Here is a 16,956-nt window from a genome sequence, read left to right as displayed (position 1 = left end):
ATAAGGGTGAAGTTACAGGTTTTGTCATTATCAATTATGATGCTATTAAGTTTGTCAAACTGCTCGTTGAACAGCGACCAAGAGATAGTGGTATCAACAGGGGAGATTACAGCAAGTGATGTATTAGAAGGCGATCCAGCTGCCGACATTTTTCAATATGAAGAGGTTATTTATCAGACGAATATTCGTTGGGTCGATGAATTAGACTTAACGAAGGATGCCGAACTCTTTGAAATTACCGAACAGCATGAAAGGTATCAAAACTTCGAGGACGGTGCGTCGAATAAGCTTCCTGTCGGTACAAAGGTGTATTCAGCAAAGGAAAGAGAAGATGTCTTACTCGTTGAAATAGATGGAGAGCTCCAAAAGTACTATCAAATTGTGGAAGGATAACAATGAATTTCAGTTAAGGGCTCTCTCGTGAGGGCTCTTTTTTACTAGCATATCAATGAAAACCGATAAATATTGGTAATGATTTTACATTTTGATGTCATTTTCTGAAAGGGCCACTCTTCGGTAGTGCTTCGTGCTAAAATAGAAAAGATTATAGCCGAAAGCTTCGCTGTAAGATTGAAATAAGCGATCATAGACGAGCGATTCTGTCATGACCTAGCACGGCCTATATACATTTTATTGAAGAACGTCTATCATCGTCTCTGTTTATAAAAGCAGAGGCGTTTTTTCAAAGTGGCAAAAAAGCTCTGAAAAAGAGATAATTTTAGCAGGTGAAAAGTCGTTTCATAAAGAAGTGATGAGGAAGCGATTTCGATACATGAAGTATTTTCATAAATTGTGATAAACTAAAAGAATGAAGGCTGAACAATAGCTTAGAATAGGAGCGTTGATTAAGATGGATAAACGAATTTTAGTTGTAGATGATGAACGTCCAATTGCAGATATATTAAAATTTAATTTAGAAAAAGAAGGATTTCAAGTCGTCTGTGCCTATGATGGCGTAGACGCTTTAACTCAGGTAGATACATTTGATCCCGACCTTATTTTACTTGATATTATGCTTCCGCATAAGGATGGTATGGAGGTATGTCGTGAGGTCCGAAAGAAATCGGATGTTCCGATTATTATGTTAACCGCAAAGGATTCAGAAATAGATAAGGTTTTAGGGCTAGAGCTTGGAGCAGACGATTATGTGACAAAGCCCTTTAGCACAAGAGAGCTATTGGCGAGAGTGAAGGCAAACCTACGCCGTCACAAGGTAAGCGCAGATGAAACCTCGACCCAAAAAGAGCTAGCAATTGGTGATTTAACGATTTATCCAGATGCTTATCAGGTGAAAAAACGTGGAGAAACGATCGAGCTGACTCACCGTGAGTTTGAATTAATCCATTATCTAGCAAAGCATTTAGGACAAGTTATGACGAGAGAGCATTTATTGCAAGCGGTATGGGGCTATGATTATTTTGGTGATGTTCGTACCGTCGATGTAACGGTGAGACGATTAAGAGAAAAGGTGGAAGACAATCCAAGCTACCCGACCTGGATTATTACGAGAAGAGGTGTCGGCTATTATCTAGCCTCACCGGAGCCGATGGAGCAAACCTAAATGAAGCAAAAGGTTGGTTTTTTTAAATCGATCCAATTTAAATTAATCATTATTTATGTCTTATTAATTCTCATTGCGATGCAGATTATGGGGGTTTATTTTACGAAGCAGCTAGAGGATCAGTTAAGAAGTAGTCATTTTGATGCTCTTACTGAGCAGGCGCGCTTTCTTTCCTATAATCTAGGGCAAATTATGACCGAGGGTGACTCTGACAGCATCGGTAGTGAAATTGACTCAGTGCTTCGAGATATTTTTACGACAGAGGATGCAGAGGTAATGGTCGTCAACGCCAATCAGGTCGTATTGGCAACCTCTGATATATCAAAAAGGCATTTAGTAGGGCAGCAGAGCGGAGAGGTACTAGTTAAGCGTGCATTGGTCGGAAGCACTTCTGGAGAAAACCTGCTCAGAGACCCGAAGACAGGTGATCGCGTACAAGTAATGACCGCACCGATTCAAGAGCCAGGAATAGCGAATGGGGCGACAATCGGGGCGATTTATATTGAAGCATCAATTGAAAATATTTACGACCAGATGCAGCAAATTAATACGATTTTATTAACGGGTACCTTTATTGCACTAGGAATAACGGTCATTTTAATGATTATGCTGACGAGAACGATTACAGCACCGATCATTGATATGAGAAAGCAAACCTTAAGAATGGGCCACGGTGATTTTTCGAGAAAGGTTCAAGTGTATAGCCATGATGAAATTGGTCAGCTAGCCACTTCCTTTAACGATTTAACCTCAAAGCTGCATGAAGCAACGACCACAAGAGACCGAGAGCAAAAGAAGCTCAGCTCTGTGCTTGGGCATATGACTGATGGTGTGATTGCGACGGACGAATTTGGGGTCGTCATATTGATGAACAAAAGAGCCGAGGAGCTATTAGGGAAAGCAACCTATGAGGTGATTCGTAAGCCGATTACAGAGGTTCTGCAGCTAACCGATTCCTATGAGGTAAATGATTTATTTGACCATGATGAATCGCTCAAATTGGATTTTAGTGATGAAAAAAAGGATTATATGCTACAAGCGAATTTCTCTGTCATTCAAGAAGATGATGGGCCGATTAACGGAATTATTACTGTCCTGCATGATGTGACCGAGCAGGAGCAAATCGAGCAGGAGCGTCGCGAGTTTGTCGCCAATGTTTCTCACGAATTACGGACGCCTCTTACGACGATGAAAAGCTATTTAGAAGCATTAGAGGACGGAGCAATTGACGATAAAGAGCTGGCACCACGCTTTTTAAATGTGACACAAAATGAAACCGAGCGAATGATCCGACTTGTCAACGACCTGCTGCAATTATCGAAAATTGATAGCCGTGATTATCAATTGAGCTTAAGCACCGTTGATTTTTCGATGTATCTTCATGAGGTGATCGATCGCTTTGATATGATTGCATCCAAGCGCAACATTCACTTTATTCGCGAGATTTCCGCTCAGTTAGCCTATGTCAAAATTGACCGTGATAAGCTAACACAGGTTTTAGATAATATCATTTCCAATGCGATGAAATATTCGCCAGATGGAGGAAATGTCACGATTAGGATGGAGCAGCTTGGTCAAAATGTCCATGTGAGCATTGCCGACCAAGGAATGGGAATTCCTAGAGAAAGTCAAAGTAAAATCTTTGACCGCTTTTACCGAGTGGACAAGGCAAGAGCGAGAAGCATTGGCGGAACAGGCCTTGGCTTAGCGATTGCTAAGGAGCTTGTTCAGGCACATCAAGGTGAAATTTGGGTAGAAAGCATGTATGGGAAGGGGACTACCATCTTCTTTACACTACCTTTCACAACTATAAAGGAGGGGAGTAGGTGAGCCACGAACAGACAAAAAATTGGCTATTAACAGGGCTAGTTGCTCTAAGTCTATTACTAACTTGGGAAATGTGGACGTTTCAGCCGGATATTGAATGGTTGAATAGTAATAACATTTCACCTACAGAACCTTTAACGAATGAAGAGAAAGAGCTAAGAGAGGTTATTAAGCCTGAAAGCTTAGTCGTGCACAATGACAATGAAAACTATTTGATTCCGATAGAAAGCGATGAATATCAGCAAATCTATCCGAGAATTTTTCAAGAGCTAATAGAGGGAGAAGTTTCAACAAACTCTAATTTTTTTCCAATGCGTGACCAAGATGGCCTAGAGATTATTTTCCCAACGAATATTCCGATTGATGTGTTCACGGATTTATTTCGTCAGGAAGAGGAAGAGCTTTTTATTCCATTAGAATCCGTAGACCGGATGTTTCTTTTTACAGAGGAAGGACAACTATTTATTCAGCTATATTCAACTAATGGTCCGATGACCTATGTATTAAGAAGCTCTTTAGACGGCAATATGTTCCAATCGATCGTGCTAGATTCGATGGACGGATTTGAGCCAGCCAAGCCGATTAAAGACCTGTTAGAAACCGACAATTATGCGGAGCAAATTTATATACCAACAGAGCGAGTGAAGGCACGAACGTATTCTTACACAACGAGGTCGATTTCGATCGATTTCTTTCAAAGATTACTATTTCCAAACCCATCGGTTGTGAATCCTACCATTCAAGAGGGCGGAACCTTTTATACGGATGGAAGTCGTATTTTGGAGGTCACTCGTCAGGAGGATATGATGGATTTCCATTATCCCGTATTGTCGGATAGCTCTGAGCCAAGCTCTAGACAGATAGTCGAATCAAGCTTTGATTATATCAATGGACACGGTGGCTTTACCGATGATTATCACCTATGGAGCTGGACCTCTCTAGATGGACGAGAGGAAGCTGTCTTCCGGATGATGGTGAATCACCTTCCTGTTTTACGATATATGGATGAGGATTTAATGAAGCTGACGGTCACTCGTACGGGTGGGCAAACGGTTGGCTATTCAAGGCCGTTGTTTGCGATTGAATCTCAGCCAAGTAATATTATTCACTCTAGTGAAGTGAAGCTTCTTTCAGGTGAGGAGCTACTAGAGGTTATGCACCAGCAATTTATGGATCAGCAGATGACCTTTGATCTTTCAAAAGTGAGTAAGGTGATGGTCGGTTATGATATGAGAAAGCGAGATACCTCATATGTAACGCTCGTCCCTGCATGGTTTATTCAGTATGATGGACGCTGGTTTAAGCCGGATTTAAAGGAAGCTGAAGCTGCTATAAACGAGGAGGAAGGAAATGAATTGGAGTAAAACAAAAACGATACTAATTATTACCTTCCTCTTTCTTAATCTATTTTTGACCTATCAGCTCATTGAAAAAGAGCGTTTGAATACGATTAGTCTCATTCCTGAGGTGACGATTCAAGAGCGCTTAAAAGGAAATAACATTACGATTGAAGGGGAAATACCTGAGGTCAGTAGTAAGGATTATCATATTATTGGCAAAAACGTAGAAATTTCCGATGCGTTACGAGGCCGGTTAGAAAATCAAACTGCCGTTTTTATCGATGATGAACAAAAGGTTATTCATTCCGTTCTCGATGAGCCCTATTATTTATCTGAGGATCAATTCGGGGTCGATTTACGAGATTTTTTAACCAATTTTATCATTTCTAGTGCTGAATACCGTTATGGAAGCTATGAGGAAGAGGAAAATGAAATTCTTCTTTTCCAAACCTATAAAGAGCATACCGCCTATTCAAACAGCTATGAACCTCTTATTCTTTATTTGAATGAGGAAAGAGAAATAACAGGCTATCAGCAGCGCCTCAATGAATTCTCTCGAATAGGAAGCGAGAACGAAGTCATTTCCTATTTAAAAGCGTTAGAGGTACTTTTGAACAATCAATTTTTGAAAATGAATGATACAATTACAAATATCGATTATGGCTATTATAGTAGCATTCCGTTAGAAAATGAGGACCTTGTTTATGCACCGATGTGGCGAATTGAAATCGGTGAAAATATTTATTTAGTTCATGCGATCGAAAGTGATGTTCAGCAGTTAAGCAGTGCAGAAGAGGATGAAGAGCTCGAAGATATAGAGGAAATCATAGAAGGCGAAGACGAAGAAGCAGACGAATAGTTCTCTAAAGGGGAAATCGCTAGAGAAATAAGCTGTGACACATTCTGTTCGCTTAATAGCCTTATGTGAGGAAACTGGAGTGAGGAAGTATGACACTAAGATTTAGTGTGCTAGCAAGTGGTAGTACAGGAAATGCTATGTATGTAGAAACCGATCAGCATCGTTTATTAATTGATGCTGGTCTTAGTGGAAAAAAAATGAATGAGCTGTTTACACAAATTAATCGAGACCCTAAGGAACTAGATGGAATTCTCGTCACGCATGAGCATAGTGATCATATAAAAGGGGTCGGTATTTTTGCGAGAAAGCATCAGCTACCGATATATGCGAATGCAAAAACGTGGCAAGCAATGGAGGGACATCTAGGCCAAATAGAAACCGCCCAAAAGTTCCATTTTGAAATCGGTGAAAGTAAAAGCTTCGGTGATTTAGAGGTCGAATCGTTTGGCGTCTCTCATGATGCGGCCGAGCCGATGTTTTATGTATTTCACCACCAAGGTCGCAAGCTAACACTAGCAACCGATATGGGCTATGTTAGTGACCGAATTAAAGGAACCATTAAAGGCTCAAATATGTTTGTGTTTGAATCAAATCATGATATCAATATGCTGCAAATGGGTCGATATCCTTGGAGCATAAAGAGACGCATCCTCAGCGATGTCGGTCATGTGAGCAATGAGGATGCCGCGATGGCCTTAAGCGAGGTTATTACCGATGAAACGAAACGAATTTATTTAGCGCACCTTAGTATGGATAACAATATGAAGGACTTAGCGCGTTTAACATGTGAGCAGGTGCTTCAACAGCAAAATCAAGCTGTCAATGAGCAATTTGAGCTCTATGATACCGACCCGATCATTCCAACCGCACTTACCGTTGTCTAGTTTGAAATAAATTAGAAACGGTAATAATAACATTATGTAAGCTGAAAAAGAGCGAAAGCGTTACATAGAATAAGCGATTATGAGGGAAACACGTAATGAACGCTTTATATTCAACGTTTTTGTAGTATCTTTACAGTTACGTACTTATTTCAAAAAAGTTGAAGCATTTTGTCGATCATTCGTGAAGCAAATTCTTCGTTTTTTTTCAGTGATTATTGTATGTTAAGAATAGTAGGAGATTGATATAAAGGGAGGTCAGGGCATGGGCTATTATGATGAACATGTCTCAGAGCGTTCTAGTCGAACACCAAGAAAAAGTAGCTCGGTAATACCGGCTTTTATTGGAGCGGTTGTCGGAGCTGCGGCAGTATTACTTGCTTTGCCTTTTTTAGCGGATCAAGGCTGGCTGCCTTATGAATCAGGCGGCGAGCAAGCAAATGTAGAAAATGAAATCGTCACCCCAAATGAGCCTAGTGATTTACAATCTGTATCGTATTCAGTCAATACAGACATTACTGAAATTGTCGACACTGTATCTGATGCAGTGGTCGGGGTTATTAACATTCAGCAATCAGGCTTTTTAGGAATGTCTGGTGAAGGAACCGGGTCAGGAGTTGTTTATAAAGTCACCGATGACGAAGCCTATGTGGTGACGAATCAGCATGTGATTGAAGGAGCGACCCAGATTGAGGTTTCGTTATCTGACGGAACAAGAGTAGAAGCAGAGGTTGTTGGAGAGGATGTACTAACCGATTTGGCCGTCATTAAAATTGATGGTGCCGAGGTGGATACGGTAGCAGACTTCGGCGATTCTAATACGCTTCGTGTAGGAGAGCCAGCGATTGCGATTGGTAATCCACTTGGATTAGAATTCTCGAGCTCTGTTACACAAGGAATCATTAGTGGTACCGAAAGAAGTATTCCCGTCGACATAGATGGAGATGGGCAGGTCGATTGGCATGCAGAGGTACTACAAACAGATGCAGCTATTAATCCAGGAAATAGTGGTGGAGCTTTATTAAATATTGAGGGCCAAGTGATTGGAATTAATTCGATGAAAATCGCTCAAGGAGCTGTAGAAGGAATAGGCTTTGCGATCCCGACTGCGATTGCTCTCCCCATTATTGAGGATTTAGAAATGTATTCGGAGGTAAGACGTCCACAGCTAGGGGTTGGCATTATTTCACTCAACCAAATTCAATCGTATCATTGGCAGGAAACCTTGAATCTGCCGAATGATGTAAGAAGTGGCGTCGTCGTCACGAGCATTGCTCCGATGTCTTCAGCTGACCGCGCAGGCATAGCCGAGTATGATGTCATTGTGGCAATAGATGGGGAAGAAATTGGCGATACCCATGATTTACGTAAATTCCTTTACACCGAACGAGAAATCGGGCAGGAAGTAACGATTACGTATTACCGTGATGGAAGTGAAGAAACCGTCAATATCACCCTCGAGGCTCAGCAAAGCTTTTAATGAAAGCACAAAGTCTTAAAAAATAATTCTTCGTCTCCGGTAAAATGGCGATGAAGATTTTTTATTGAGGTTGATTAATTGAAAACCACATCAAAAAAAGCAGGTACCTCGGAGAATCGAAGTATCTGCTTTTTGTTTTATTCACTTCATTAATCCATATCACTGCTAGGCTTACTTCTTCGCACAAGGAATGCCAAAAGAACGGCTGCAATAGCAAAGTAGAATCCAGTTGAAAAGCTTAGCTGTGAACCAACCGTCATCGCTTCAACCATATCAGGCTCGGTTGGGTTTGCAATCGTCGATAGGAAGTTTTGCTGTCCGTTTTCCATAATCGCTATAAATAAAGCAGCACCAATCGCTCCAGACACCTGCATTAATGTATTCGCAATCGCTGTACCATGTGGATAAAGCTTAGTCGGAAGTTGATTTAAGCCATTCGTTTGTGCAGGCATCATAATCATAGCGACAGAAATCATCAGCAATGCATGCTGAATAATAATGACCCACATAGGTATTCCTGGCGTAGAGAAGCGGTAGGTGAATACCGTCACTGCTAACAGAATCGTTCCTGGAATTAAAATCGGGCGTGGACCAAATTTATCGAAAAGACGTCCCATAACTGGTGACATCGCTCCATTAATTAATCCACCAGGTAGCATAACTAACCCAGTTGCGACAGCCGTAAATGCGAGCGCGCCTTGCATATATACTGGTAATACAAGCATCATAGCGAACATCGTCATCATCACTAGCATCACGAGTAACAAACCAACCAAAAACATCGGATAACGGAATACTCGGATGTCTAGCATTGGCTTATCTAGCTTGAGCTGTCTCCAGCTAAATAATCCTAGTGAAACAAATCCAACAATCAAACAGGCTAAGACAATTGGATCGGTAAAGCTAGCATCGCCTTTTCCTGCTGCGCTAAATCCGTAAACAATTCCTCCAAAACCAAGTGTTGAGAGAATAAACGAAAGAATGTCGAGCTTTGGCTTCGAAACCTCGGTGACATTTTTTAAAATTTTAATCCCAAATAGTAAGGAGATGATAGAAATCGGAATGACTAAATAAAATAACCAGCGCCAAGATAAATTTTCTACGATTAAACCCGAAACCGTCGGTCCGATCGCTGGCGCAAACATAATCACAAGACCAACCATTCCCATCGCAGCACCACGGCGCTGAATCGGAATAACCGATAAAATAACGTTCGTTAATAATGGGATCATAATTGCTGTGGCAACAGCTTGAGTAAGTCGACCTATTAACAGAACGGTAAAGGTAGGACTGATTCCTGAAATAATCGTCCCAATCGTAAACAACGACATCGCTGTAATAAATAGCTGACGAGTTGTAAAGCGTTGCATAAAGTAAGCGGAAATTGGAATCAGCGTCCCAATGATTAACATATATCCTGTCACGAGCCACTGCACCGTACTATATGCTACGTTAAGGTCATTCGTAATCGCGTTTAACGCGACATTTAAAATCGTTTCATTTAATATCGCAACAAATGCACCAGAAAGCAATACAGCCAAAAGCGGCACCACTTTTATTTCTGGCATGTCTTTTTTTGCATTTATTTGCTCTGTATGTCCTACTTCCACATACATTCCTCCTATTCATTACATTTACGAAACGGTGTCGTTTCCTAAAGTATCTTAACACCACTTTAAATGAAACGCAATCGTTTCGTATTTTATTTTTGTAAAAAAACTGATAAGATGAAAGTAACAGTTTAGATGATAAGGGGGAGGTCAGCAGTGAGTGAGGTAATTGATTACCATGATGAAGAGACCAAGCGTGGAAGACCATTGGATTTATCTCGAAACGAGATTATTATAGAAAAAACAATAGAGCTGCTAGCAGAGGTTGGATTTGATTCCTTAACGATAGAGGCACTTGCAAAACGAGCTAAAGTCGGGAAAGCAACGATTTATCGACGCTGGGCATCAAAGGAAAAAATCGTCATTGAAGCAATATCCTCAATTAACCCTTTTGAAACGATTATTGATAAAATCAACCAAGACCAAGGCCTACGCGAACAAATCATTGATTTGCTTTGTTTTAGCTTTCAGGATGAGCACGAGCTTTATCAGCAGGCAATGACCGCAATCGGCTCTGCCCTTCCACATAATAAGGAGCTGGAGCAGGGAATTCATAGTGATTTCTACGAAAAGCATCGATCCGCTTTATCGTTAATCCTTCAGCCGTTCCTAAAGGAAAATCATCGTATTGAATCAGACAAACTAGACCTTCTAGCCGACATCGGCCCAGCTCTACTTATCTATCGAATGTTCATCTTACGCAAATCGTATGAACGTCAATATATTGAAAATATAGCAGACCACTTAATGCTACCGATGGTGCAAAAGTATCTTAGGTGATGTTATGAAAGTTGAAAAGGGATACAGTAGCGACTTTGTAGAAAACGTCAATCTTAAGTGCAACAATTTAGCAGGTAATGAGTCTAGAGGCAGTGACAAAACGCTCCCTCAAGGCACTTCGCGTCCGGTGGGGTGCTGCCGAACTAACTTTTAGTTAAAAGTGGATTTCGTTATTGCCACTACTTCCCACTGGAGTCTCCGTGTCTTGTGTCCGCTAAGTTACGTCATTACAAAGCTGTTCTTCAAAATCAACAGCCCTCCTTCTTAATCAAAAGAAGGAAGGTCCTTTTCGCGTTGTCTTTTATGCAGCTGCATCTAATTTCGTTAAAGAGGATATCTAAAATAGTTTTGACCCAGTATGTTTTACTTTTCTTCAAAATATTTACGGCAAAGTTTAGAGGATGTAAAAATATATTTATGTAAAAGGCTAATACTACGAAGAGCGGATTAATAAAAGTCGAAATATAAGGAATAGCATTAAATGATGACCTGTGGATAAACAAAAGTAGTAGAAGTGAGAAAAGCTATCCACAGCATAAAATAGACATGTTATAATGGAAAAATGAGAAAGAAGGGAAGAACAAATGATGAAGCATATAGCATGTAGCGAGCATGTAGAGCTTGCGATGGAAATGATTATAGATGAAGAAGAGACAGCACCTAATATAGAAATATTAACAAACCAACATGATTTATCCACAGACTGCGAATTTTGTCAAAATCCAGCGAAATACATCGTTAGTGTGGAAAATTAAAATCGAGCTGTTGATATGTGGATAACTATTGTGGATAATTATTTTAAGGAGCTATCAACACTGTGAATATTACGATTATATCAGTAGGAAAATTAAAAGAGAAATATTTAAAGCAAGGAATGGATGAATATACAAAACGTCTTGGTGCCTACGCCAAAATGAATCTCATAGAAGTACCCGACGAAAAAGCGCCCGAATCATTAAGTCCAGCTCAAGAGGAGCAGGTCAAGCAAAAGGAAGGCAAACGAATTCTAAGCAAAATCCCGAATGACTCCCACATCATTGCCCTCGCCATTGAAGGGAAAATGCCCACCTCCGAGCAGCTCGCCCAGCAGCTAGACAGCCTCGCCACCTACGGCAAAAGCAAAGTCACATTTATTATCGGCGGCTCACTAGGATTATCCAATAACGTCCTACAAAAAGCAAACGAAAAACTATCCTTCTCAAAAATGACCTTCCCGCACCAGCTCATGAAGCTCATCCTATTAGAGCAAATCTACCGTGCGTTTCGGATAAATGGTGGGGAACCTTATCATAAGTGAGGGTAAAAGGTTAAGGGACGCACTGTTAGTCAAGCTTACTCCATTAAAAGGGGCATGAAACGGCTGGGTACCCCTTTGTCATTTTTAAACGGTGGTACCAAAGAAAAATATGCTTCATTTTCCTTCCTTATATAGGTATTATTTAACTCTATTAAATGATATTACTGCATATAAATAGGTAATAAAAACCTAAAGGGGACAAGATGATGATAAGAAGAGTATCTGCAGTAGCAAATCGCACCTATTAGACAATAATTAATACCAGATGATGATGGAGATATGGTCTTATGGAATCGGAAAAATAACTGGGGAGGATACCTTCTCACTACCTCTCTGATAGAAGCAAAAAGATTTGTTACAAAAGAGCACGCCATAAACTTTATTACAGAGGATCTAAAAGGGACGAAACTTCTCCTTATAAAGTTATTCCTTTAAAAGTAGAAGTTTCTATAGATATGCCATCTAACAATCAAGCATTTATAGCAATTTGCAGAAAAACACGATAGGGTGTTTTTTTATTTTCACTTAAGTTATCTCACTAAACACATAACTTTAAGAGTGTAACACTTTATTCAATAAATTCTATATTAATAGACAAATATCGGGTATATCTGACTTTACTATTGAAGATAGCCTATAACAAATTACGTAAATTTCATTCTATGATAAATATGTAATAATAATTATAAAAGTATAACTATAAATTACCACTTTATTTATATAGCAAATAGGTTTAACAACTTGTAATTTCTCTCCCACAGTAAATTTATCCCCCAAAATGTTAGTTTAATTGTTTAATATTTTAGTTTTGATAAGCTAGGGATGCCACTGAATTTAATGGTGTATCTTATCTAATTCTTAATCAGAGAGAATATGTTGCTTTACCATTAATGTTGATATCTTGAGAAACATATTTTGTCTTGAGCGCGATTATAATGATGAAGTTTAATATGTAATCAATCAGTTGAGAATCGATGTTTTAAATATTAATGGGAGTCAAAGTCGATTTCAAAATTTACCTTATCCTTTTAGATAAAAGTAAATTTTGGAAATCATCAATAAAAAAACTACATTGATGATTTCTTTAATAGATTGTTATTATATTTTTTTGTGTGTAGCACGCGCTTTTTTTATAGCATTGCCATATTGAATAGCTGCAGATGCAATGGAAATAATAGGCATAGATCTTTTTACTAACTTGAGGGCGGTCTGCAATGTTTTCATACTAATAATTTTGCCTGAATTAGCTAGTCCAATTATTGTACTTATAATCTCTTTTCCACCAAGCGTAATTAAGTTATTTTCCTTAGATTTAACTGTGTTGGCTTGGGATTTAAAAGTTTTGAAGTTACTATTTGTCGATGTGGTTTTCTTTTGATTACCTGGGTAAACAGTTGCCCAAGCCTGCTTTTTACTATTACCTGAATCTACCCATCTAACCTGAGCCAAGTATGATCCTCCTCGAGTTCCACTCATAATACCGAAAGAAGGCTCTTCTTCTACTTCCTCATGTATACTTGTGTCAATAATTTCAGTGTCATTGTCTTGAATTATAATAATTTCACCCTCAGTAGTGCCTTCTACTATAGCAGTTTCAACTTCATCCACTAATACAAGATTATTATCAGTATATTTATAGATTTGAGTATTAATAATGAAAGTAGTACCTTCTTGAGTCTCTGTTTCAATGACATGATACCTAATTCCTTCTTCTTCATACTCGTAAATCAAACTCTCAGTAGTATCTTCAATAATTTCTAACTCTTCACTACCAAAGAAATGGCCTTCATCATAACCTTCATTTGAATAGAGTAGTTCAAGGTCAGTTGGTTGAATATTTGTATTTCCCTTCCCTTGCGACTGAGCAAAAGCTCCTAATGGTGCTACTGTAATGAGTGATAAACATGTAATAGTGCTTATTAATTTCTTCATAAATGTGCCTCCTCTATTTTTGGGATAAATCTATTATAATCGTAATTATGTAATTAATATACAAAAATCTCACTAAAAGGATTTTTTTGAGGGACTTTTTGTAAATTTAAATGGTTGAAGGTAAATAAATGCTTAAAAATAGATGGTTTCTTTTCATCTTTCTTTAAATTTTATTAAGAGTGGGTTAACAGGAGTCTTTCAATTAATTAATGGAGTGGATTTAGTATGATGGGAATTTATTAAAATTCTTTTATTTTTTGCAGAGATATGTTTTTTTATTGATTCATTCAAACGAAAAGAAACCTTATTTGAAAACTGTAGTAAATTATGAATCTTACTCTAAATACTTATATTAATAATGGTTTTCTTGCAAAAATGTATTACAAGGAGGATAACAATATGATTTATAAACCTGCAGGTTATGAATAAAAGTTGCATCAACTTTTTATAGATCGTTTATAATTGCAGTGATAGTTTAATATTATAATTTATATTTCAAGACCACATGGTGACCTTAAAAACTTATTATCTGCTACTATATTTAATTTTATATAATCTGTTGTATTTATATTTTATTTAACAGCAAGTATATTTAAAATTTCACCAGGTAAACTTATTTTAAGTATTCAAGTATTGACTAATAGATGGACGTAAAATGGGTATTGGTAGGATAATCGAACGTTAATTCGCGTATATTCTTTCAACAATCATTTTATTTCTTGGGTTATGGTTGGGAATTCTAAAGGTCTGTGAAACACGTGTAGTATAAAAGAATAAGTAAAAATATTCTTTCTATAAAACGTAAATTTAATATGCTAATTTCTTGTATTATAAAGTGAAAGAAAGGCTTTGCATTTGAAAAAGGAAAAAGCCGTTTGTCCTTTTACAAAGGGTTACGGCGTAGTGTTTTTGAGGTTACTTTGGAAAAAAGTAACCTTGAAACTAGTACTATGAACTTTTTAACTACTTGGGTGGTGCTTTATTAGATACAAACAGAAGGACCTACGTATGAAAACTAAGGTGGAATCGAATTTATTAAAGAGGGTTATGTAGGATGAAAAAGTGTGATTTTCAAAATATGAAGGAGAAAGAAATAGATATTTTTTTAGAAAGTCAATCTGATTATGAGCGGGTTTTATGGATAACCTATTTAGAACTTCCAGAGTTTTATAATAAATACGGTATTGATTTATATTCTCCTTATGAATGTAAAAATTGTGTGATAAGACAATTTATTTAGGACAAGAAAAAGATTTTATTGAGTACTGTCGTTGTGGTATATGTGGTGAATTTAATCAATAAAGTACTAGGAGTAATCATCAAAAGGCGATTACTTTTTTGTGTTTTTGAAAACCCCTAGTTATGCCGGGGTTCTAAAAAGCTTCAAGCGAGGTATTAAAAAATCCGCACTTCACATGGTAGGACAAAGTTGGTTTCCCGACCACTTCATCTCGCAACAGAAGAAGTAATGCCCCTTGAAGGACATGAATAGTTTAGCACATATAAGATGGAATAGTAAGTTTCACATAGTGTTTGCAACAAAGGACAGAAGAAAGATTAATTTATGGAAAATACAAAAAGAGTATCGGAGAAATAATCCGGGATTTGTGTGAGCGAAAGGGTGTTGTCATGCCATCATTTTCATTTTCAAAAAGCAAGACACTTTGAACCATTTACAAGCTATGTGACCGTTTTCCAAGTGTGATGAATTTTTAGGGGTTAATAAGAATAAAAATTCCCATGACAAAAAAGAACCATCACCTTCTTTAAATTTCATCCATTAAAGTAATTGCTGTTATCACAAATTTTGTTGTTTCTCTGTAGTAGCTAGTATAATAGGAAGAGATAACGTCGTAACTATAAATAATGAAGAAGCTATCTTTTAGTGGTTTGAAGTAGGGAGAAAAGGGAAATAAATTTTTTGTAGAAATCCCAATTGATTGGATAGAAATCATACATATATGAATCAATAAACAGCCGAATAGTTCCTAGTTTACCAAAAAACCTTGAAACGCTAGTTCGTCTCATCATACGAAACGGCTATATAAAGAAATAAATGGATGATAATTTTTTAATGTGAGTTCATTTCATCATTTCTCTATAAGTGAACGAAACTGAACCATTATGATAAAAATGTCCTGAAAGCTCATATGAATTAATTCGTTGATTGTAACGGTAGGTAGTGACTCCCAAAGGATAAGCGCCGTTTGAAGATCCACTCTGACGAAGCTCTGCGTAGTCAGAGTTAGCTGAAGACAAGCCCTTGGGAAAGCATCTACCTAAAGTGGAGATCAAAAACCTAATCGCTCGGTTACCATTAAAAGATAGAAATGATGAAATGGGTTCAATGCTCTTAAATAATCAGGAAAGTGTGTAGAAGATGACCTTAGTTAAACTAGTGAATGTCTTAAAACAAGAAGGAAATCGCACGATTATTAAGAATGTCAATTTAGAGGTGAAAGAGAGCGCTCGAATTGGGATTAAAATGTCTGGTGAAGAAAGCGAGATATTGTTTGATTTAATAGAGGGCAAACAAATTCCTTCGAGTGGGGAAATTGAACGTGAGATTGATTCGATCCTAAGTGAAAAAAGTGATGATGGTCTGTATGAAAGCTTGACGGTACAGAGTTACTTAAAATTTTATAAAAAAATCGCAGGTTTTACAAAGCCATTAGAAGAATATATTGCGACTTTTTCTTTATCGGATGTTTGGCAAACAAAAATTAAAAGACTAACAAGAGAACAGCGAAAAAGAGTTAGTTTATATAGACTTTATTTATTTTCACCTCAGCTTATTTTATTAGAAGACCCTTTAAACAATTTAACGGACGAAGGCATTGAGTTGTATTTAAAAGCCTTAGAACATTTGCGCTCTAATCAAATTGCGACGTTGATTACTTCAAATTACGTCGAGGATTTATTGTTATTAAGCGGTGAAATATATCGTTATAATCATTTAATCGGCTTAGAAAAAACCGATTATGTCGAAGAGTCGGATGTTACTTCTCAGGATAAGCCGGAAAATGAAACCAATCAACCAAAAAATGTGTTTAAAGTGACCTGCAAAATGGCTGATAAAACGATTTTTTTTAGTCCAGATGAAATTGATTATATTGAAAGCATAAATAGTGTCAGTCATATTCGAATCGATAACGAATCCTTCCCTACCGATTTAACGATGAATCAATTAGAGGAGAAGCTAAGAACCTTTGGTTTTTTCAGGTGTCATCGTTCGTATTTAGTGAACTTACAACGTGTTTCCGAGTTAATCAGTTATTCAAAAAATAGCTATACGCTCATTTTGAAAGGAAATCCTCATGCCAAGCTGCCACTTTCCCGTAATCGGTTAGAGGAAATGAAAAGTTTAATTACGTTTTAGCGTACCATTC

General features: G+C 37.8%; 14 protein-coding genes and 1 pseudogene. 13 read left to right on the top strand and 2 right to left on the bottom strand.

Going from position 1 to position 16,956, the window contains the following annotated elements; translation table 11 throughout:
* Positions 1-6 precede the first annotated feature (6 nt).
* The 7 genes from AZF04_RS14895 to AZF04_RS14865 all read left to right on the top strand — a co-directional run bounded on the left by AZF04_RS14895 (position 7) and on the right by AZF04_RS14865 (position 7,948).
* The gene (locus AZF04_RS14895; RefSeq protein WP_052340195.1) at positions 7-393 is read left to right on the top strand and encodes a hypothetical protein; all 387 of its coding nucleotides are present in this window, start codon (positions 7-9) and stop codon (positions 391-393) included.
* 457 nt (positions 394-850) lie between these two features.
* A complete protein-coding gene (gene yycF, locus AZF04_RS14890; RefSeq protein ID WP_045487289.1) occupies positions 851-1,561 on the top strand; it encodes a response regulator YycF in 711 nt (236 codons plus the stop codon).
* Complete coding sequence (walK, locus tag AZF04_RS14885; protein ID WP_061949418.1) at positions 1,562-3,391, top strand: cell wall metabolism sensor histidine kinase WalK; 1,830 nt, start codon at positions 1,562-1,564, stop codon at positions 3,389-3,391.
* Positions 3,388-4,752, top strand: a complete 1,365-nt coding sequence (locus AZF04_RS14880; RefSeq protein WP_061949417.1) for a YycH family regulatory protein — start codon at positions 3,388-3,390, stop codon at positions 4,750-4,752. The genes walK and AZF04_RS14880 overlap by 4 nt, the downstream gene beginning before the upstream one ends.
* Entirely contained in the window at positions 4,739-5,587 is an 849-nt protein-coding gene (locus AZF04_RS14875; RefSeq protein ID WP_061949416.1) for a two-component system regulatory protein YycI, read from the top strand. The genes AZF04_RS14880 and AZF04_RS14875 overlap by 14 nt, the downstream gene beginning before the upstream one ends.
* Before the next feature lie 89 nt (positions 5,588-5,676).
* Positions 5,677-6,471, top strand: a complete 795-nt coding sequence (locus tag AZF04_RS14870; protein WP_045487303.1) for an MBL fold metallo-hydrolase — start codon at positions 5,677-5,679, stop codon at positions 6,469-6,471.
* 262 nt (positions 6,472-6,733) lie between these two features.
* Positions 6,734-7,948 carry a S1C family serine protease gene (locus AZF04_RS14865; protein ID WP_061949415.1) on the top strand — a complete coding sequence of 405 codons (1,215 nt, stop codon included), beginning with the start codon at positions 6,734-6,736 and terminating at the stop codon, positions 7,946-7,948.
* Positions 7,949-8,097: 149 nt separating this feature from the next.
* On the opposite strand, the gene AZF04_RS14860 is transcribed toward AZF04_RS14865, so the two are convergent.
* Positions 8,098-9,558: an MDR family MFS transporter gene (locus AZF04_RS14860; RefSeq protein ID WP_412459211.1), complete on the bottom strand. Its 1,461-nt coding sequence runs from the start codon at positions 9,556-9,558 to the stop codon at positions 8,098-8,100.
* A gap of 156 nt (positions 9,559-9,714) precedes the next feature.
* On the opposite strand from AZF04_RS14860, the gene AZF04_RS14855 reads away from it, so the two are divergent.
* The 3 genes from AZF04_RS14855 (at position 9,715) to rlmH (ending at position 11,635) form a co-directional block, all read left to right on the top strand.
* The gene (locus tag AZF04_RS14855) at positions 9,715-10,338 is read left to right on the top strand and encodes a TetR/AcrR family transcriptional regulator (RefSeq protein WP_061949413.1); all 624 of its coding nucleotides are present in this window, start codon (positions 9,715-9,717) and stop codon (positions 10,336-10,338) included.
* Between the two features lie 584 nt (positions 10,339-10,922).
* On the top strand, positions 10,923-11,093 hold the full coding sequence (locus tag AZF04_RS20440) for a CxxH/CxxC protein (protein WP_412459210.1): 171 nt from the start codon (positions 10,923-10,925) through the stop codon (positions 11,091-11,093).
* Positions 11,094-11,155: 62 nt separating this feature from the next.
* Positions 11,156-11,635 (top strand): 23S rRNA (pseudouridine(1915)-N(3))-methyltransferase RlmH, encoded by a 480-nt coding sequence (gene rlmH, locus AZF04_RS14850; protein ID WP_061949412.1) that lies wholly within the window; start codon positions 11,156-11,158, stop codon positions 11,633-11,635.
* Positions 11,636-12,733: 1,098 nt separating this feature from the next.
* On the opposite strand, the gene AZF04_RS14845 is transcribed toward rlmH, so the two are convergent.
* Positions 12,734-13,567 (bottom strand): hypothetical protein, encoded by an 834-nt coding sequence (locus AZF04_RS14845; RefSeq protein WP_061949411.1) that lies wholly within the window; start codon positions 13,565-13,567, stop codon positions 12,734-12,736.
* 1,054 nt (positions 13,568-14,621) lie between these two features.
* Between AZF04_RS14845 and AZF04_RS14840 the strand changes: the two genes are divergently transcribed.
* From AZF04_RS14840 to AZF04_RS14835, 3 genes and pseudogenes are all read left to right on the top strand, one after another.
* Positions 14,622-14,807 carry a hypothetical protein gene (locus tag AZF04_RS14840; RefSeq protein ID WP_061949410.1) on the top strand — a complete coding sequence of 62 codons (186 nt, stop codon included), beginning with the start codon at positions 14,622-14,624 and terminating at the stop codon, positions 14,805-14,807.
* Positions 14,808-15,042: 235 nt separating this feature from the next.
* Positions 15,043-15,193, top strand: a pseudogene (locus AZF04_RS20755) (transposase); the annotation flags it as partial.
* A gap of 754 nt (positions 15,194-15,947) precedes the next feature.
* Positions 15,948-16,946 (top strand): LytTR family transcriptional regulator DNA-binding domain-containing protein, encoded by a 999-nt coding sequence (locus tag AZF04_RS14835; RefSeq protein WP_061949409.1) that lies wholly within the window; start codon positions 15,948-15,950, stop codon positions 16,944-16,946.
* Positions 16,947-16,956: the final 10 nt, after the last annotated feature.

Source organism: Alkalihalobacillus trypoxylicola (assembly GCF_001590785.1).
GTDB classification, from domain to species: Bacteria; Bacillota; Bacilli; order Bacillales; family Bacillaceae_D; genus Alkalihalobacillus; species Alkalihalobacillus trypoxylicola.
The sequence above is the reverse complement of the archived record's forward strand: the minus strand, read 5'-3'. Positions and strand labels throughout refer to the sequence as shown.

Coding starts and splice junctions, on each gene's coding strand:
- yycF (WP_045487289.1), top strand. CDS start 851: ATGGATAAACGAATTTTAGTTGTAGATGATGAACGTCCAATTGCAGAT.
- walK (WP_061949418.1), top strand. CDS start 1,562: ATGAAGCAAAAGGTTGGTTTTTTTAAATCGATCCAATTTAAATTAATC.
- AZF04_RS14875 (WP_061949416.1), top strand. CDS start 4,739: ATGAATTGGAGTAAAACAAAAACGATACTAATTATTACCTTCCTCTTT.
- AZF04_RS14870 (WP_045487303.1), top strand. CDS start 5,677: ATGACACTAAGATTTAGTGTGCTAGCAAGTGGTAGTACAGGAAATGCT.
- AZF04_RS14865 (WP_061949415.1), top strand. CDS start 6,734: ATGGGCTATTATGATGAACATGTCTCAGAGCGTTCTAGTCGAACACCA.
- AZF04_RS20440 (WP_412459210.1), top strand. CDS start 10,923: ATGATGAAGCATATAGCATGTAGCGAGCATGTAGAGCTTGCGATGGAA.
- AZF04_RS14845 (WP_061949411.1), bottom strand. CDS start 13,567: ATGAAGAAATTAATAAGCACTATTACATGTTTATCACTCATTACAGTA.
- AZF04_RS14840 (WP_061949410.1), top strand. CDS start 14,622: ATGAAAAAGTGTGATTTTCAAAATATGAAGGAGAAAGAAATAGATATT.
- AZF04_RS14835 (WP_061949409.1), top strand. CDS start 15,948: ATGACCTTAGTTAAACTAGTGAATGTCTTAAAACAAGAAGGAAATCGC.